This window comes from Mesorhizobium sp. M7A.F.Ca.MR.148.00.0.0 (genome assembly GCF_003997735.1).
In the GTDB taxonomy this organism is placed as follows: Bacteria; Pseudomonadota; Alphaproteobacteria; order Rhizobiales; family Rhizobiaceae; genus Mesorhizobium.
In genome coordinates, this window is the sequence record NZ_RZTB01000123.1 from 1 (window position 1) to 16,629 (window position 16,629).

Annotated in this window: 17 protein-coding genes and 1 pseudogene; 6 read left to right on the forward strand and 12 right to left on the reverse strand. The window is 63.2% G+C overall.

Annotated features, from left to right (window positions below):
- Window positions 1-173 precede the first annotated feature (173 nt).
- Together EOB49_RS28385 and EOB49_RS28390 are read right to left on the reverse strand one after the other, a co-directional pair.
- The gene (locus EOB49_RS28385) at window positions 174-839 is read right to left on the reverse strand and encodes an outer membrane protein (RefSeq protein WP_127322458.1); all 666 of its coding nucleotides are present in this window, start codon (window positions 837-839) and stop codon (window positions 174-176) included.
- Between the two features lie 95 nt (window positions 840-934).
- The gene (locus EOB49_RS28390; protein ID WP_127382926.1) at window positions 935-1,786 is read right to left on the reverse strand and encodes an alpha/beta hydrolase; all 852 of its coding nucleotides are present in this window, start codon (window positions 1,784-1,786) and stop codon (window positions 935-937) included.
- 334 nt (window positions 1,787-2,120) lie between these two features.
- Here EOB49_RS28390 and ade point away from each other — a divergent pair, with 334 nt between their 5' ends.
- Window positions 2,121-3,938 (forward strand): adenine deaminase, encoded by a 1,818-nt coding sequence (gene ade, locus EOB49_RS28395; protein WP_127382927.1) that lies wholly within the window; start codon window positions 2,121-2,123, stop codon window positions 3,936-3,938.
- Between the two features lie 230 nt (window positions 3,939-4,168).
- On the opposite strand, the gene EOB49_RS28400 is transcribed toward ade, so the two are convergent.
- Window positions 4,169-5,332 carry an alpha/beta hydrolase gene (locus tag EOB49_RS28400; RefSeq protein ID WP_127382928.1) on the reverse strand — a complete coding sequence of 388 codons (1,164 nt, stop codon included), beginning with the start codon at window positions 5,330-5,332 and terminating at the stop codon, window positions 4,169-4,171.
- A gap of 143 nt (window positions 5,333-5,475) precedes the next feature.
- On the reverse strand, window positions 5,476-6,549 hold the full coding sequence (locus tag EOB49_RS28405; RefSeq protein ID WP_127332086.1) for an alpha/beta hydrolase: 1,074 nt from the start codon (window positions 6,547-6,549) through the stop codon (window positions 5,476-5,478).
- Between the two features lie 435 nt (window positions 6,550-6,984).
- Here EOB49_RS28405 and ilvA point away from each other — a divergent pair, with 435 nt between their 5' ends.
- On the forward strand, window positions 6,985-8,241 hold the full coding sequence (gene ilvA, locus EOB49_RS28410) for a threonine ammonia-lyase IlvA (protein WP_127382929.1): 1,257 nt from the start codon (window positions 6,985-6,987) through the stop codon (window positions 8,239-8,241).
- Window positions 8,238-8,805: pseudogene (locus EOB49_RS28415) on the forward strand (DUF1697 domain-containing protein). Before ilvA ends, EOB49_RS28415 begins: the two are co-directional and overlap by 4 nt.
- Window positions 8,806-8,813: 8 nt before the next feature.
- Here the strand turns inward: EOB49_RS28415 and EOB49_RS28420 are convergent.
- Entirely contained in the window at window positions 8,814-9,107 is a 294-nt protein-coding gene (locus EOB49_RS28420) for a DUF2218 domain-containing protein (protein ID WP_127332090.1), read from the reverse strand.
- Between the two features lie 145 nt (window positions 9,108-9,252).
- Entirely contained in the window at window positions 9,253-9,693 is a 441-nt protein-coding gene (gene gloA, locus EOB49_RS28425; protein ID WP_127332092.1) for a lactoylglutathione lyase, read from the reverse strand.
- Between the two features lie 217 nt (window positions 9,694-9,910).
- Between gloA and EOB49_RS28430 the strand changes: the two genes are divergently transcribed.
- From EOB49_RS28430 to EOB49_RS28440, 3 genes are read left to right on the forward strand one after another with little or no spacing between them, the layout of a single operon-like run.
- Window positions 9,911-10,507 carry a cold-shock protein gene (locus tag EOB49_RS28430; RefSeq protein WP_032901396.1) on the forward strand — a complete coding sequence of 199 codons (597 nt, stop codon included), beginning with the start codon at window positions 9,911-9,913 and terminating at the stop codon, window positions 10,505-10,507.
- 24 nt (window positions 10,508-10,531) lie between these two features.
- Window positions 10,532-11,092 carry a DUF192 domain-containing protein gene (locus EOB49_RS28435; RefSeq protein ID WP_127382930.1) on the forward strand — a complete coding sequence of 187 codons (561 nt, stop codon included), beginning with the start codon at window positions 10,532-10,534 and terminating at the stop codon, window positions 11,090-11,092.
- Window positions 11,093-11,112: 20 nt separating this feature from the next.
- On the forward strand, window positions 11,113-11,880 hold the full coding sequence (locus EOB49_RS28440) for an alpha/beta fold hydrolase (protein ID WP_164781835.1): 768 nt from the start codon (window positions 11,113-11,115) through the stop codon (window positions 11,878-11,880).
- A gap of 38 nt (window positions 11,881-11,918) precedes the next feature.
- Here the strand turns inward: EOB49_RS28440 and speB are convergent, their stop codons facing one another.
- From speB to EOB49_RS28470, 6 genes are all read right to left on the reverse strand, one after another.
- Complete coding sequence (gene speB, locus EOB49_RS28445) at window positions 11,919-12,884, reverse strand: agmatinase (protein ID WP_127382932.1); 966 nt, start codon at window positions 12,882-12,884, stop codon at window positions 11,919-11,921.
- A 12-nt stretch (window positions 12,885-12,896) separates the two neighbouring features.
- Window positions 12,897-13,667: a creatininase gene (locus EOB49_RS28450; RefSeq protein ID WP_127323115.1), complete on the reverse strand. Its 771-nt coding sequence runs from the start codon at window positions 13,665-13,667 to the stop codon at window positions 12,897-12,899.
- Between the two features lie 12 nt (window positions 13,668-13,679).
- Entirely contained in the window at window positions 13,680-14,387 is a 708-nt protein-coding gene (locus EOB49_RS28455; protein WP_127382933.1) for an SDR family oxidoreductase, read from the reverse strand.
- The gene (locus EOB49_RS28460; protein WP_127382934.1) at window positions 14,381-15,136 is read right to left on the reverse strand and encodes an SDR family oxidoreductase; all 756 of its coding nucleotides are present in this window, start codon (window positions 15,134-15,136) and stop codon (window positions 14,381-14,383) included. Before EOB49_RS28460 ends, EOB49_RS28455 begins: the two co-directional genes overlap by 7 nt.
- Window positions 15,133-15,903 carry an ABC transporter ATP-binding protein gene (locus EOB49_RS28465; protein ID WP_127332102.1) on the reverse strand — a complete coding sequence of 257 codons (771 nt, stop codon included), beginning with the start codon at window positions 15,901-15,903 and terminating at the stop codon, window positions 15,133-15,135. The genes EOB49_RS28460 and EOB49_RS28465 overlap by 4 nt, the downstream gene beginning before the upstream one ends.
- Window positions 15,904-15,913: 10 nt before the next feature.
- The coding region (locus EOB49_RS28470) for an ABC transporter permease (protein ID WP_164781836.1) at window positions 15,914-16,629 on the reverse strand (716 nt) is incomplete at its 5' end.

Below are 16,629 nucleotides of genomic sequence, written 5' to 3' on the forward strand. Positions count from 1 at the left end.
ATCGGCACGGCGGGTAGTGGTACGATGCCTGTGTGGTGGATTTGATCCGCCAAGGCCGGCGCCTCTCAGGCCCAACCCATTCCCCCCGCCCACTGGGAGCGTCGGCCACCCCTTCCATGAAAGAGCCCTTTGAGTGGTTGCCTTGTCCGGCAGCGTCGCGATTGTGGCCCTGCTCAGAACTTGTAGCTCAAATTGATCCCGACCGCATTCAGCTTCACGTTCTGATCGCGATCGTTAAAGGGTTCTGCCACCTCATAGTGCTCGGAGCCGAAATCATAGTAGCGATACTGCGCGCCGACGACGAACTTGTCGGTCAGCGCGTAGTCGACGCCGGCACCCACGGTCCAGCCGACATTCGTGCGCGTGCTGGCGAACGCCGGACCCGCGACTTGCGATGTTTCGATGCCGGCAAAGGCGACGCCGCCAATGCCGTAGACCAGCAGGCGATCCATGGCGTAGCCGGCCTTGGCGTTGACCGACCCGAACCATTTGATGTCGGTGCCGAATGGGCTTCCCAAGGCCGATACCGTCGTGCCGCCGACCGAGGAATAGTTGAGTTCCGCCTCGGCGCCGAGCACCGCCTGGTCGAACTGCCACAGGCCGGCGACATGGCCGCCGACAAAACCGCCGTCAATGTCGGGCGAGATGGAAAACGGCGCGCCTTCTGTCACCGATATATCGGATTGGCCCCAGCCATAGCCGGCCTGCAGACCAGCGTAGTAGCCCGTCCAGTCGAAGCCGGGCGCGGTCATCGGCACGTCGACCGTTGGGTCGGCTGCAAAAGCCGGCACGGCCAGAACGGCAAGAAAACCGGCACTTGCGACCATCAGTCGACGCATCGAACTCCCCGAAATGACGGTTCAGAAAGATCCTCGCCAGAAGGATAACCGCATTCGCCGCAATCGCAATCCCCCCTGTCGCCGCACAGAATCCTCTATTTGGCGTCGATGAAGTCCAGCACAGCCTGGCTATATTCATCCGGCGCTTGCAGCATGGCGAAATGACTGGCGTTGGGCAGGATGATCAGCTTCGCGCCCGGGATGGCGGAGGCGATATATTCGGTGTGTTCGCGCTTGATCGCCTCATCGTGGTCGCCGGCAACGATCGCCGTCGGCGTGGTTATCTCAGCAAGCTGTTCCTTGGTCCACGCCGGCTCGCTCTCCCACATATGGCTCATCTGCGCCACGAAGGCGTCATACTGGTCCGGTGTTTTCGACATCTTCTTGTAGTCGCGGCCGGAGCGGTCGATGTAGGCGGCAAAGGTCTTGTTGGTCATCACGCCCGGATCAAGGCCGTCGGTGGTTACGTTGGCGGCTTGCGCGAACAGCCTTGTCAGCCGCTCCGGATGATGCAGCGCGATGTCGATACCGATGATGCCGCCGTCGCTCCAGCCGACAAGCGCGGTCTTGTCGATCTTCAGGTAATCGAGCAGCGCCAGATAGTCCGACGCCATCAAGTCATAGCCATAGGGCTGCTCGGTGCGGGTGGAGCGGCCGTGGCCACGGCTGTCGGCGACGATCACCTTGTGCGTCTTGGAAAGCGTGGCCACCTGGCTGGCCCAGATGTCGGCGTGGCCGAGGCCGCCATGGATGAGCAGCACTGGGTCACCCGCGCCGAAAACGGCGTAGTACATCTGGATGCCGTTCACCGGCGCATATCCGCTCTGATCGGGTTTGGGCATGGCCGCTGGTTCCGGCAAGGTCTGCCAACGTTCCTCGGCGGCGGCAAAAGTGGACGCTGCGAACAAGAACAAGATGACGGCGAACGCTTTCCAAAAACGGGTCATATTTTCCCCCTTGCGGCTCGGTCCACGATCAGCATCGCGCTTAGCCGGATTAGTCAACAAACTCAGCCTGCGCCGGATGTCGGACCCGGGGCCACGAACTCGGGTTAACGTCCCTTCGGAGTCTTCGCCGCATTGGCTGACGGAGCATCAAACGAAAAACCCGCCTGTGCAGAGGGTCACCGGCGCAAATCAGCACCGTAGGCAAATATGTACTATTGCTGAGGTCACGGAGTCAAGAAAAAATTCCTATCGTGAAAAGCTGCCCGGCAAAAAAGCTGTCGACTGGCGGCGCCCGCCGACATTTGCGACACTGGCCGCAACCAAGGAATCGCAAATGACGAACGCCAAGCCCGCAAGGCCCGCAAAACCCAGACCGTGGACCGAGATGGCGACACACCTGGTCGATGTCGCCATGGGGCGCAAACCCGCTGACCTGGTCGTCCGCAACGGCCGTTGGGTGAACGTCCATTCGGGCGAGATCATCGCCGGCACCGACATCGCCATCGCCGGCGGTCGTTTCGCTTATTGCGGGCCGAACGCCAGCCATGCCATCGGCCAGGGCACCAAGGTGGTCGACGCCGGCGGGCGCTATCTGGTGCCCGGCCTCTGCGACGCGCATATGCATGTCGAAAGCGGCATGGTGACGGTGACCGAGTTCTGCCGGGCCGTTATTCCGCACGGCACCACCTCTATGTTCATCGACCCGCACGAGATCGCCAATGTGCTTGGCCTGCCCGGCGTGCGGCTGATGCATGACGAGGCCGTCGCCATGCCCATCAACGTGCATGTGCAGATGCCGTCCTGCGTGCCCTCGGCGCCCGGGCTGGAACATGCAGGCGCCGAGTTGACGGTCGCCGATGTCGCGGAGGCAATGAGCTGGGAAAACATCATCGGTCTTGGCGAAGTGATGAATTTCCCCGGCGTCGCCGCCAACGATCCTGTCATGTCGGGCGAGATCGCCGCGACGGTGAAAGCGGGGAAAACGGTCGGCGGCCACTATGCCTCGCGCGATCTCGGCCTGCCGTTCCATGGCTATGTCGCCGGCGGCCCCGAGGACGATCATGAGGGCACACGCGCCGAGGATGCCATCGCCCGCGTGCGTCAGGGCATGAAGGCGATGCTGCGGCTCGGCTCGGCCTGGTACGACGTTGCCTCGCAGATCAAGGCGGTGACGGAGAGCGGCATCGACCCGCGCAATTTCATCCTGTGCACCGACGACAGCCATTCCGGCACGCTGGTCCAGGAAGGCCATATGGACCGCGTGGTGCGCCACGCCATCCAACAGGGCTTGAAGCCGGTGACGGCGATCCAGATGGCGACGCTCAACACCGCCCAGCATTTCAGACTGGAGCGCGAGATCGGCTCGATCGCGCCGGGCCGGGTGGCCGACCTGCTGATCGTCTCGGATCTCGCCGCAATGACCATCGACGAGGTCTATGCTCGCGGCGTCAGGGTGGCCAAGGGCGGCAAGCTCGAAATCGATATTCCGGCCTATGATTACCCGAAGACGGCGAAGAACACCGTCAAGCTCGGCAAGAAGCTGAAGGGCGACGACTTCGACATCACGGCGCCCAAGGGCGCCAATGAGGTGCGGGTGCGTGTCATCGGCGTTATCGAGAACCAGGCGCCGACGCGCGCGCTGGAGGCCGATCTGCCGGTCGAGGACGGGCTGGTCGCCATGGACCGCCGCAACGACATCTGCCAGATCGCGCTGGTCGAGCGCCACCGGGGCACGGGCGGCGTCACCAACGCCTTCGTTTCCGGCTTCGGCTACATCGGCGACTGCGCCATGGCGTCCAGCGTGGCGCATGACGCCCACCACATCATCTGCGTCGGCACCAACAAGCAGGACATGGCGCTGGCCGTCAATCGCCTGGGCGAAGTCGGCGGCGGCGTCGTGCTGTTCTCCAAGGGCAAGGAACTGGCGCTGGTCGAAATGCCGATCGCCGGGCTGATGTCGGACGAGCGGGCCGAGATCGTCGCGGCCAAGGCAGAGAAGCTCACCGAGGCGATGCGCAAGATGGGCTGTTCGCTGAACAACGCCTACATGCAGCACTCGCTGCTGGCGCTGGTCGTCATTCCCGAACTCAGGATTTCCGATGTCGGCTTGATCGACGTGACGACGTTCCAGAAAGTCGATCTGTTCGTGTAGGACGCCGGCGCTGCCCCTCATCGCCCTGCCGGGCACTTCTCCCCGTATAGTGACGGGGAGAAGGGGCTGGCCGCAACGACTGTGCTCTTCTTGCAATGCTGGTCATTGGCGAAACCGGTGATAATAGCGCCCCTCTCCCCGTCACTATACGGGGAGAGGATGCCGGCAGGCAGGTGAGGGGCAGCGCCGACTTCGACACCTGATGGTCTCCACCAGGAAGCTGCCCCCGGCTACCCGCCGGTGGCGATGGTCAGCACCTTGAACGGCGTGGTGATGACGATTTCCGCGACCGAGCCGACGGCCTTGCCCAGGCCCTGACCGAGATTGTTGAGCTGAGTCGGGACGGGCTCGTCCGAGGCAAGGCCGGCAGACGCCCGCAGCCGATCGCCCAGCAGTTGCACCAGCATCGGGTTGTCGGCGAATTTGGCGTGGTTGAGGCGGTCACCGCCCTTGGCCTGGGAAAGGTCGACCACCGACACGCCATAGCTGGCGAGGTCGGCCGCATCGCCGTAATCGCCGACGCGCGGCTTATCGCCCGAGATCAGGGAGGACAGCTTGAGAGCCCGGTCATCCGCCGAGAGCAGGATGGCGAATGGCTTGTCGGGTTTGCCGTAACGGATCATCTGTTTCTTGAACACGTCGACATCGATGTCGGGCGAGGCCAGGATGACGTAACCGAGTTTGTCGTCGAGATCGCGATCGCCGGTGATGGCAAGCTGGCGCAGAGCCTCCATGGTCACCCAGGTCCCCATCGAATGGGCGATGATGTCGATGCTCTTGACCTTGGTCTTGGCCAGCATCCTGAGCGTCGCCTCGAGGTCGTCGCGCGCTGCGTTGGCGCTTTCCTTGTCGTAGATGTAACCCGTGGTCTTGCCGCTCGAAGCCCATGAGAACAGCACCGGGGTGCCGGGATATTTCGTGTCGTGCGCGATCTGCGTCAGCCGGTAGATGCCGTCATCGAAGCCGTTGTTGAAGCCGTGCACGAAAACCAGCGCACGGTCGCCGCGCATGGCGATGTCGGCGCCGACCGCCTTGGCGAACTGCGGCGCGCCTTCATAGAAGGTGACGTCCTTGGCGGTGAAATCCTTGGCCGGATTGCTGTTCGCGGATCCCTTGGCCCGCTCGATGGCGCCGACCTGATGGTTTTTCGGGACGGTGACGTCGACACGGGCAAAGCTGGTGGTCAGCGAGCGATCGCCGTCGAACACCTGTCGCGGGTCCTTGGTTGCCCTCTGGCGGGTGGTGGCGACGAAGATTTCATGCGTGGCCGCGATGTCGGAAGCGGGCACCGTGAGCGTAGTCTTGTTGAGCAGGTCGTGCGTTTTGCCGCCGGCGCAGCCGGTGACAGCGAGCGCCAATGCAACGACGAGGTAGCTCTTCGAACGCATGGTCATACGCCGGCTCCCGCCAAGGGGGACGTCAAACGCGTGACGTCGCTGGCTATTCCGATAAGGCCAGAGACCGGCGCGGTCCAGTTCAAAGTGTATCCACACGTCCGCGATGCCGGGCAGGCACGGCGAAAACCGCGGGACCGCACCTATTGGCCAAGCAGGCTGATGCGGTCTGTCACGTCACGGTCGCTGGCAAAGCCGTCATCCTCGCGCAGCCGCTGGCCGATCATCTTCACCAGCGTCGGATTGTCGGCGAACTTCGTATGGTTGAAGCTGTCCGATCCCTTGACCTTGGACAGGTCGACGACCGACACGCCATAGGAGGCGAGATCGGCGGCATCCTTGTAGTCGCCGACGCGCGGCCGGGATCCGGCGATCAGGCCGGAGAGCCGCAGCGCGCGGTCGTCGTCCGACAACAGCAGGATGAACGGCTTGTCGGGCTTGCCATAGCGCCGCATCTGGCTCTTGAACACGTCGACATCGATGTCGGGCGAAGCCAGCACCACGTCGCCGAGCTTGCCGCCGAGATCGCGGTCGCCGGTGATGGCCATCTGCCGCAGCGTTTCCATGGTGACCCAGGTTCCGAGCGAATGCGCGACGATGTCGATGCGCCGCGCGCCGGACTGCTCCAGCATCCTGAGCGTCACCTCCAGCTGGTCGCGGGCGGCGCTGGCGCTTTCCTTGTCATAGACGTAGTCGGTGGTCCTGGCACCCGATGCCCAGGAAAACAGCACGGGCGTGCCGGGATAGCCGGAATCATGGACGATCTGGGTGAGGCGATAGACGGCGGCATCGAAGCCGGTGTTGTAGCCATGCACGAAGACCATGACGCGGCCGCCACGCGCCGCGATGTCGGCATTGAGCGCGCTGGAGAATTTCGGCTGCGTGTCGTAGCCGACGACCTCGGAAGCCATGAAATATTTGGCCGGGTCATCCGACTTGCCGCGCGAGCGGCGCTCGATCTGGCCGGTCTTGTGAAGCCCCGGAACGGTGACGTTGACGCGGGCATAGTTCAGCGTGGCCGAGCGTTCGCCGTCGAAAACCTTGTTGGGATCGTCGGACTTCTTGCGCGTCGTGGCGATGAAGATCGAGTGGTTGCCGGCGATCTCCGTCACCGGCGCGGACACCATGGCGCTGCCCAGCAATTCCTGTGTTTGCTGGCCGGCGCAGCCGGCGACGAACAAGGCCAGGAGAACGGTAAAAATCTTCTTCAAAGGCACGCCTGAATTTCCAACTCCGGCCGAAAGGCCTGTCTATCCTCACGATACCTCCCGGACAGGCAGAGTGCGGCAGAACTAAGTCATGTCCAGTCGAAATGTGATCGGCGCCCCGCTGCGGCCATCGCAGTGTTGCGCGAAAGCCAAAATGGCGGCGTCGCCGCCGGCCTTCCAATTCCCGCAGAGATAGCGATTTTAAGTCGCCTGATGCCAGGGGCATGAGAATGTACCCACAAGTAACTGAAAATATTTCGCAAAGTTTCCGCTTGGAAGGACGTGAATGATGGACGATGGCGCCGCGTTGCCGGATATGCAATAGGCGAACTCGCGCCGCACCTGGTCCTGGCGCTCAACAGTTGGACGTGCGCGACCCAATCAAAGATAGAGGTCGGCGGACAGCATGCAACGCAAGGTGGTTTTCGCTAAGGGTGGTTTCCGATGAACAGTTTCTCTTCCCGCGTTGCTGCCGCTGCCGCCGCGATCCGCCAGATCTTTCCTGAAACGCCGCTCCAGGAAAACGATTATCTGTCGAAAAAGACCGGTGCGCGGGTGCTGTTGAAGCGCGAGGACCTGTCGCCGGTCCGCTCCTACAAGATCCGCGGCGCCTTCAATTTCTTCCGCAAGACACTGGCGGCCGGCAACGAGGCTGAACTGTTCGTCTGCGCGTCCGCCGGCAACCACGCGCAGGGTTTTGCTTTCGTCTGCCGCCATTTCGGCAGGCGAGGCGTTGTGTTCATGCCGGTGACGACGCCGCAGCAGAAGATCGACAAGACCAAGCTGTTCGGCGGCGATTTCATCGAGATCAGGCTGGTCGGCGATTTCTTCGACGACTGCTATCGCGCGGCCCTGGAATTCACTGACAGTTCCGGCGCCCATATGGTGCCGCCCTTCGATCACAAGGACATCATCGAGGGCCAGGCAACCGTCGCCTACGAGATCGCGGACCAGATGCCGGGCGCCCGCATGCCCGATATCGTCATGCTCCCGGTCGGCGGTGGCGGACTTGCCGCGGGCGTCACCCATTATTTCGCCGATCAGGGCAGGGAAGCACGCTTCGTCTTCTGCGAACCGGCAGGCGCGCCGAGCCTGCGCGAAAGTCTTGCGGCGGGAAAACGGCTCAAGCTCGCCAAGGTCGACAATTTCGTCGATGGCGCCGCGGTGGCCGAGATCGGCCGCGAGCCGTTGCGTCGTCTCAAGGATTTTCCGGCCGAAACGGTGCGGCTGATCCCGGAAAACCGGCTCTGCGCCACCATGATCGAAATGCTCAACGTCGAAGGCGTCGTGCTGGAGCCGGCTGGCGCGCTGGCGATCGATGCGCTCAAGGATTTCTCCAAGAAGGAGATCAGGGGCAAGACCATCGTTGCCGTGGTTTCGGGCGGCAATTTCGATTTCGAGCGGCTGCCGGACGTAAAGGAACGGGCGCTGCGCTTCGAGGGGCTGAAGAAATACTTCATCATCCGCTTTCCGCAGCGGCCCGGCGCGCTGCGAGACTTCCTCGAACTGCTCGGGCCCGACGACGACATCGCCCGTTTCGAATATCTGAAGAAATCGGCGCGCAATTTCGGTTCGGTGCTGATCGGCATCGAAACCAAGGACCGCCGCAATTTCGATCTGCTCAAGGCGAAGTTCGAGGCCGAGGGCGTCCAGTATCAGGACATCACCGACAACGAGACATTGGCCGGTTTCATCATATGAGCGGCAAGGAGGCAGGAAAAATCTTCGTCGCGCTGTTTTCCGGCATCAATGTCGGCGGCAACCGCATCGTCAAGATGGCGGAGCTGCGGTCGTTCTTCGAGGATCTCGGCTTTTCCGATGTCGCCACCTACGTGCAGAGCGGCAATGCCGTGTTCCGGGCGAAGAAGGGCGACGCGGCGACGCTGACGAAACAGCTCGAAACAGCCTTCGAGAAGAAATGGGGTTTTTATTCGCGCATCATGGTGCGCGATCTTTCCTGGTTCGAGCGGCTGGTGAACGAAAACCCTTACCCCGAAAGTTGCCGGGGACCATACCAAGCTGCATGCCTATGTGCTGGAGCGCGAGCCGACAGCGGACGAGGTGGCGCGACTGACCGAAAAGTGCACCGGCCCCGAACGCTTCGAGATCAAGGGCGATGTGCTCTACTTGCACGCGCCGGACGGGCTGGGCAAATCGGTGTTTGCCGGGCTGATCCCGCGCACGCTGAAAGTGCCGGGTACCGCGCGCAACTGGCGCTCGGTGCAGGCGCTGCTGGAGATGGCCGCTCCGGCCGGTGGGAAGTAAGTCGCCGCCTAAGCTGCCGGAGCGGGTTTCCAGTCGAAGGTCAGTTCTTCGCGGAAAGCAAAGCGCTTGATGTGATCGGCGACAACGCCTTCCAGGCGCTCGATCGATCCTGCTTCGTCAGTCGACACCGTGATATGCAGTGTCGCCGCATCGGCATCCATGACGGTACGGCCCATTGAGAGATCGATGGTGCCGTGGGTGGGATCGAACTCGACCGGGAATTTGTGCGCCCAGTGCTTGCACAGCTGCTGCAGGTAGCGGCTGGCATGTTCGGTGGTGACGTCGGCATGGCTGGTCGGCATGAATTCTCCTGGGCAAGCGCCTGTTGCATGGCTGGGCGCCGGCCCAAGCCTGGCGCCTCAGCCAGACAGATAGGCGCCGCCCCTGAAAAACCAAACGGTACTGGGCCGTCAGCCTGGTATTGTCCGCTCAAGACAGCGTGATCGGCTACCAGCTTCCGGTGTTCGCCATCGAAGCCCAGGGCTCCGCCTTGGCCTTGGCCGGGCCTTTCTGCAGAAGCTCGATCGAGATGCCGTCCGGCGACTTGACGAAAGCCATGTTGCCGTCGCGCGGCGGCCGGTTGATGATGACGCCATTGTCCATCAGGTGCTGGCAGGTGGCGTAGATATCGTCGACCTCGTAGGCGAGGTGGCCGAAATTGCGTCCGCCCTTGTAGTCTTCCGGATCCCAATTGTAGGTCAGTTCGACCAGCGGTGCCTTGTCGGCGATGCCGCTTTGCTCGTCTTCGGAGGCCGCGAGGAAGATCAGCGTGAAGCGGCCTTGCTCGTTTTCGTAGCGGCGCACTTCCTTGAGGCCGAGCTTGTTGCAGTAGAAGTCGAGCGAGGCATCGACGTCGGTGACGCGGATCATGGTGTGCAGATAGCGCATGTGATTTCCTCGATAAATTGCGTTGCGGCGCAACATAGGGTCGGCCCTGTCAAAGGGCAATCGTGCGGCGGTGCGCAATGCCAGCAAAGAACAAATCCGGTATTGCCCAAATGAACCGTGAAAAAAGGCACGGCAGGTCTTGCACAGACCGGAAGCCGCAGTGTTAATCTGTCGGCAAGAATCAGTTGCGGTGTTCTTGAAAAAAGGGGGCATTCTTATGGGGGAAAAGGCCTCTTTGACGGGGCGGGACGGACCCCTCGGCGACGCCTTGCAGCGTGACGAAGGCGGCGATGCCGCGGACTTGCTCGAAATAGCCGGCGCCATCAAGTGGTTCGATGTGGCCAAGGGCTATGGTTTCATTTTGCCGGATGACGGCATTTCCGGCGATATCCTCCTCCATGTGACATGTCTTCGAAGGGATGGCTTCCAGACGGCCCTGGAGGGCGCACGCGTGGTCTGCCTCGTCAAACATGGCGACCGCGGATTGCAGGCCTTCCGGGTGCTCTCTATGGACGTCACCACCGCGGTCCACCCGGCCGAGATGCAGGAGCAGCGCACCCATGTCGCGGTGACGCCGGAGAGCGGTCTCGAACGCGCCCTGGTGAAATGGTTCAACCGCACCAAGGGGTTTGGTTTTCTCACCCGCGGCGAGGGCACCGAGGACATCTTCGTCCATATGGAGACCTTGCGCCGTTACGGTATCACCGAGCTTCGGCCGGGGCAGGTCGTGCTGGTTCGTTTCGGACGCGGCGACAAAGGCCTTATGGCCGCCGAAATTCACCCCGATATGGGGACCTTGCCGGTCTCGCACTAGGGCGTTTCCGGCCGAGGATCTCGAATGGCTTACAGGAACTGGCTGACCGCTGGCGCGATGTGCGCGATTGCCTTCATCGCCGCCGCCGGTGGTTATTTCTATTCCGAAAAGCCGACCTCGGCGGACAGCCGGGCGATGATCCTTCCGGCCGATCCGACGCCATTGGTCGTGGTGACGAAAGGCGGTGATCGCTCTTTTTCCATCGAAGTCGCCGACACCGCCGCGGAGCGCGAGGCCGGCTTGATGTACCGCCAGGACATGGCGGACAACCACGGCATGCTGTTCGTCTTCGAGGTCCAGCAGCAGGTCGGCTTCTGGATGCACAACACGCCAATGCCGCTCGATCTGATTTTCGTCGGCCAGGATGGCAAGATCCGGGCGGTCAAGCACGGCGAGCCGCAATCCGACGCCGTCATTTCGCCCGGCGTACCGGTGCGCTTCGTGCTCGAGCTCAAGGCCGGCACTGCCGCCAGGAACGGCATCGAGTATGGCGACCTGTTGCGTCATCCGGCCGTGGGCACGGTATCCGGCCCCGGCATGCCACCAGCCGACAATGGCGATGCACCCAATGGCGGTGGCGGTTGAGCACACAGGCGGGATCGCAGATGCAGTCTTTCACCCATGACGGCTTCGAGCTTGCCTTCCTCGACCGTCAGCCGGCATCCGGCGAGGGCGATCCGGTGCTGATGATCCATGGCTTCGCCTCGAGCCATTATGTCAACTGGGTGTCGCCCGGCTGGTTCAAGACGCTGAACGATGCCGGTTACCGCGCTATCGCCTTCGACAATCGCGGCCACGGTTCGTCGTCGAAGAGCTATGAGGAGGCCGACTACACGCCGGTCAAGATGGCTTCCGATGCCGCTGCCTTGCTCGGCCATCTCGGCATCGAGCGCGCCCATGTCATGGGTTATTCGATGGGCGCTCGCATCGCGGCGTTCATGGCGCTGTCCGATACGGACAAGGTGGCGACGCTGGTCTTCGGCGGTCTCGGCATCGGCATGGTCGACGGTGTCGGCGATTGGGATCCGATCGCCGCCGCCTTGCTTGCCGATGATCCGGCCGCCACCAGCCATCCGCGCGGCCGGTCGTTTCGCGCCTTCGCCGACCAGACCCGCAGCGATCGCCGTGCCTTGGCCGCTTGCATCGCCAAATCGCGCGAATTGCTGAGCGAGCAGGATATCGCCCGCATCGCCCAGCCGACGCTTGTCGCCGTCGGAACGACCGACGACATTGGCGGCTCGCCCGATGAGCTTGCAGCGTTGATGCCGAACGCCAGCGCCTTTCACATCGATGGCCGGGATCATATGCTGGCCGTCGGGGACAAGACCTTCAAGCAGCGCGTGCTGGAGTTCTATGCCGAGAATCCGCTTTGAGCGGACGGCGATGCATCAGGCGGATTTGATACTTGTGCTCAGTCCGGCGCTCTCGCTGCTTGAACCGACTTCGCCATCACGCACAGCAGCTCGAACATCATCGTCGCGCCGGCGAGCGCCGTCATTCCGCCCAGGTCGAAAGGCGGCGCCACCTCGACGACGTCGGCACCGACAATGGTCAATCCGTCGAGCAGGCGGACCATTTCCTGGGCCTCGCGGGTGGTGAAGCCGCCTAGCTCGGGCGTTCCGGTCCCAGGCGCCATCGACGGGTCGATGCAGTCGATGTCGAAGGTCACATAGATGGGCGTATCGCCGACGATGCCGCGCGCCTCTTCCATGACGCTGGCCGCGCCCCGCCTGACGAACTCCTCCATGTAGATGATGCGAATGCCTTGGGCGATCGCCCAGTCATGTTCGCCGGGTTCGTATATCGAGCCGCGGATGCCGATCTGGACGATGCGCCTGGGATCGAGCAACCCCTCTTCGATGGCGCGGCGGAATGGCGTGCCATGCGTATAGGGATTGTCACCGAAATAACGGTCGTTGGTGTCTGAATGCGCGTCGAAATGGATCATGCCGACGGGCGCCTTGCGGGCCACGGCGCGCAGCACCGGCAACGTCGTCAGATGATCGCCGCCCGCTGCAAGCGGAATGGCGCCCACTGCCACGATCGCCGCGATGCCGTCCTCGATGCGCTTCAGCCCGTCCAGGAGGTTGATCGGATTGACCGAGAGATCGCCGACATCGGCGACGTTGGCGATGCTGAACGGCTCCGTTCCCGAGACGTGATGGGCGCGCCGCATCAGGCTCGACTGGTTGCGGATCTCGCGCGGGCCGTGCCGTGCGCCGGCCCGATTGGTGGTGCCGCCGTCCCACGGAATGCCGACGAGCGCGATGTCGAGCCCTTCCGCGCTTGCCACGGCCGGCAGTCTCATGAAGGTCGAAAGTCCGGCGAAGCGAGGAACGGCGGAAGCGTCGATCGGCTGGAAGAAATTGCTGCTCATGGTGTCGGCACCTCAGAAGAATTCACGTTTGACGATTTCCGCAATGCGGGTCTCGCAGTCGGCGAGCAGCCACCGGCCCTTTTCGGCTGATGAGCCCTCGGTCAGCGACAGCACGCCGGATGGCGGCACTTCCTCGGCTGGCTTGGGATAGCGATCATATGGCCTGAACTGCGCCGGGCCGTCATGCAGTGCCTTGCCGAGGTCGACGAGCTCGGGACGCAACGCCAGCATCATCGAGGTTTCGATGACGCTCGCATGTTCCAGCTCGATGCCGGGATAACCATCGGGGAACACTTTCGCCAGCGTCTCTGTGCGCACCATTTCCCAATGATCGATGCGCAGGATCGTCAGATCCGTCGCTCGTTCGCGGCCGATGGCGTCGAGCGCCAGTTCAATGCCCTCGATCGACGGGCCGATGTTCTCGTAGTGGCCGTTGAGGACAACGATGCGCCGGACCTTCTGGCGATAGAGATCGCAGATCACATCCTTGACCAGCAGCGAAAACGTATGCGCCGTGATGTTGATCGTGCCGGAGAAGGCCGGGCCGCCGCCTGTTCTTGGCTGCGAGCGGTTGCCGTAAGCGATGGTCGGCGCGACGAGGCCGCCGACCTGCTTCGCCACCGTCTCGGCGATGGCGGTGGGAAGCACAACATCGACATTCATCGCCATGTGGTGGCCGTGCTGTTCGGTCGAGCCGAGCGGCAGGAAGATGGGAGCGCCGGCGGCGATCCGCTTCTCGGCTTCGGGCCATGGCAGTTCAGCGAGGAGAACTCGGTCTTTCATGATCATCTCGTTTCAAAGCATCGCCGCGCCACCATTGGCGCCCAGGCATTGTCCGGTGAAGAAGGTGGCGCCGGGGCCGGCAAGGAAAACCACCGCGGAGGCGATCTCATCCGGGCGGCCGATCCGCCCCAGCGGGTGTGTTGTTTCAAGCGCGCGCTGGCTCTCGCTCAACGCCTCGAAACCGAGAAGCGGCGTGTCGGTTGGCCCCGGCGCCACGGCGTTGACCAGTATGCGAGGCGCAAGCTCGCGCGCCCAGGAGCGGGTCAGGCCGAGCAAGGCCGCCTTGGTCGCGCAATAGACCGAGGCGTTCGCCCGGCCGAGATAGGCGAGTTCGGAGGCGATGTTGACGATGCGGCCGCCATCGGGAAGGTGCGGCAGGACTTCCCGTGCCACGATGATGGCGCCGCGCACATTGACGGCGAACATGCGGTCGACATGGTCGAGCGAAATCGCCTCAAGCGGTGCTTCCTGGAGGATGCCGACATTGTTGACCAGAATGTCGTAGCCGCCGATCCGTTGCGCGCCCTGCCTGACCGCGGCAACGATGTCGGTCTCACTGGCAAGGTCGCAGGCAAGGATCGGGATATCGCCTTCGGATGCCTTGAGATCGAAGCCGAGAACCGTGGCTCCGGCGTCCCGCAAGGCGAGCGCGGTCGCGCGGCCGATGCCGCTGGCCGCACCGGTGATCAGTGCGCGTTTTCCGTGCAGCGGGGTTACCAAGGCACTTCTCCCCTGTCGACGCCGAGCGATTGCCCGGTGATGTTGGCCGCGAGATCCGACGCCAGGAAGAGGTAGGTACCGGCCATGTCGGCCGGCTCCATCAGGCCGGGCAGGGCTTGCGCGCCGACGATGTCTTCGAGCAGTGCTGCTTCACTGACGGCGCCTTGCTCGGCCATCCGGCCAAGCGAGCGCATCGATGCCTCCGTGCGGACCCATCCGGGGCAGACCGCATTGACGCGGATGCCTTTCGGCCCAAGTTCCTTGGCCCAGGTTTTCGTCAGGCCGATGATGGCGTGCTTGGAGGCGACGTAGGCGCCGAACCGCGCTTCGGCGACGCGGCCCCAGATCGATGCGGTGTTGATGATCGAAGCGCCGGCCTGCATGCACGGCAAGGCGCGCGCGGTGACAAGCGCCGTGCCGATGATGTTGATCTCGATGATGCGCCGGAAGGCGGCTTCGGCCTCGTCGCTGCTGTCGGTGATCGGCGTCATCAGCTCGAGGCCGGCATTGTTGATGAGCACGTCGATCCGGGAGATCGGTTCGAGTGCCGCCCCGACCGCCTCGCGGTCGGCAATGTCGGCCTCCATGCCGATGGCGCCCAAGTCGCGGGCCCGTTCGTGCACGGCCGCGTCGTTGGCAATGAGGTGCAGGCTGGCGCCGGCCTGGGCGAAGCCCTTGGCGATGCCGAGCCCGATGCCTCGGCTCGCTCCGGTGATCACGACCGTCTTTCCGGAAAAGGAGAGGCTCATACGACCACTCCGGTTTCGTTGCGGATCAGATGCAGGACCTTGTTGCGCAGCTCGAAGAATTTCTGGGTTTCGCGAATCTCCAGCGGCCGGTCCGGGCCAAGCTCTGCCGCAACGTCGATATCGGCGACGATCGAAGCTGGACGGCGCGAGAACAGGATGATCCGGTCGGCGAGAAACACCGCCTCTTCGACGTCGTGGGTGACGAAGATGATGGTCTTTTCCTCGCGGATCTGGATCTGCCGCAGCTCGACCTGAAGCCGCTCGCGCGTCAGCGCGTCGAGCGCGCCGAAGGGCTCGTCCATCAACAGCACGTCCGAACCTGCGGCGAGCGTGCGGGCTATGGCCACGCGCTGGCGCATGCCTCCCGAAATCCGGTTTGGATAGGAGTTGGCAAAGTCGGCGAGCCCGAACAGCTTGAGATAGTGGCTGATACGCTCGGCTCTTTCGGTGGCACCAAGGTCCTTCCTGTAGCGCATGCCGAAGGCGATGTTGTTTTTGACCGTCAACCAGGGAAACGACGAATAGGACTGGAACACCATGCCGCGCCGTCTGTCCGGCCTGACGACCTTTTCCCCACCGAGCAGGATCGAGCCCGAACTCGGTTCGTCGAGGCCGCCGACCATGCGCATCAGGGTGGTCTTGCCGCAGCCCGAGGGGCCGAGAAAGACGACCAGCGAATTGCGCTCGAGGCCAAGACTGGTGTTTCGCACGACATCGACGGGGCCAAAGGACTTGGCCGTGTCGACGAATTGAACATATCCGGTCATGTCATGCTCCTCACAGATACCGGAACAGCCGGCGGTGAAGCAGGCGAAAAAGCTGGTCGGTGACAAGGCCGATCAGGCCGATGACGACGACGCCGGCCATGACCTCGGGCGTCTTGACGAAGCGCCGGGCCGTCCAGATCACATAGCCGATGCCGGAATCGGCGGCGACGATCTCGGCGATGATCAGATAGGTCCAGCACCAGCCGAGCGTGATGCGCAGATTGTCGAGCAGCGTCGGGCCCATCCAGCGCAGGGCGACGTCGATCATGACTTGCCTCGAATTGGCGCCGACGGTGCGGGCGACCTCGACGAATTCCTGCGGCACGCGCCGCATGTCGTCGGCGACGAGCAGCACGAGCTGGAAGAACGTCCCCAGCCAGAGCAGGAAGATCTTGGTCTCCTCGCCGACGCCGAACCAGATGATGGACAGCGGCACCAGCGCGGGGACCGGCAGATAGCGGATGAAATCGATCATCGGCTCGAGGGCGGCGCCGACGATCCGGTAGCTGCTCATCATGATGCCGATCGGGATCGCCATGACGGCGGCCAGCAGGAAGGCGATCCAGACACGGGTGGTCGAGACCGCTACGTGCCACAGCAGGTTCTGCTCGGTCAGCATCGTCCACAGGGCAATGACGACGCGGCTCGGCGACGGCAGGAACTGCGGCGCGATGATGCCCGCGCGCGCCGCCAGCTCCCACAGGGCAATAACGAGCGCAGCCGCAG

What these genes read in the sequence shown, in the direction of transcription:
- EOB49_RS28385 (WP_127322458.1), bottom strand. Translation starts at nt 839, where the DNA reads ATGCGTCGACTGATGGTCGCAAGTGCCGGTTTTCTTGCCGTTCTGGCC.
- EOB49_RS28390 (WP_127382926.1), bottom strand. Translation starts at nt 1,786, where the DNA reads ATGACCCGTTTTTGGAAAGCGTTCGCCGTCATCTTGTTCTTGTTCGCA.
- ade (WP_127382927.1), top strand. Translation starts at nt 2,121, where the DNA reads ATGACGAACGCCAAGCCCGCAAGGCCCGCAAAACCCAGACCGTGGACC.
- EOB49_RS28400 (WP_127382928.1), bottom strand. Translation starts at nt 5,332, where the DNA reads ATGACCATGCGTTCGAAGAGCTACCTCGTCGTTGCATTGGCGCTCGCT.
- ilvA (WP_127382929.1), top strand. Translation starts at nt 6,985, where the DNA reads ATGAACAGTTTCTCTTCCCGCGTTGCTGCCGCTGCCGCCGCGATCCGC.
- EOB49_RS28420 (WP_127332090.1), bottom strand. Translation starts at nt 9,107, where the DNA reads ATGCCGACCAGCCATGCCGACGTCACCACCGAACATGCCAGCCGCTAC.
- gloA (WP_127332092.1), bottom strand. Translation starts at nt 9,693, where the DNA reads ATGCGCTATCTGCACACCATGATCCGCGTCACCGACGTCGATGCCTCG.
- EOB49_RS28430 (WP_032901396.1), top strand. Translation starts at nt 9,911, where the DNA reads ATGGGGGAAAAGGCCTCTTTGACGGGGCGGGACGGACCCCTCGGCGAC.
- EOB49_RS28435 (WP_127382930.1), top strand. Translation starts at nt 10,532, where the DNA reads ATGGCTTACAGGAACTGGCTGACCGCTGGCGCGATGTGCGCGATTGCC.
- EOB49_RS28440 (WP_164781835.1), top strand. Translation starts at nt 11,113, where the DNA reads ATGCAGTCTTTCACCCATGACGGCTTCGAGCTTGCCTTCCTCGACCGT.
- speB (WP_127382932.1), bottom strand. Translation starts at nt 12,884, where the DNA reads ATGAGCAGCAATTTCTTCCAGCCGATCGACGCTTCCGCCGTTCCTCGC.
- EOB49_RS28450 (WP_127323115.1), bottom strand. Translation starts at nt 13,667, where the DNA reads ATGAAAGACCGAGTTCTCCTCGCTGAACTGCCATGGCCCGAAGCCGAG.
- EOB49_RS28460 (WP_127382934.1), bottom strand. Translation starts at nt 15,136, where the DNA reads ATGAGCCTCTCCTTTTCCGGAAAGACGGTCGTGATCACCGGAGCGAGC.
- EOB49_RS28465 (WP_127332102.1), bottom strand. Translation starts at nt 15,903, where the DNA reads ATGACCGGATATGTTCAATTCGTCGACACGGCCAAGTCCTTTGGCCCC.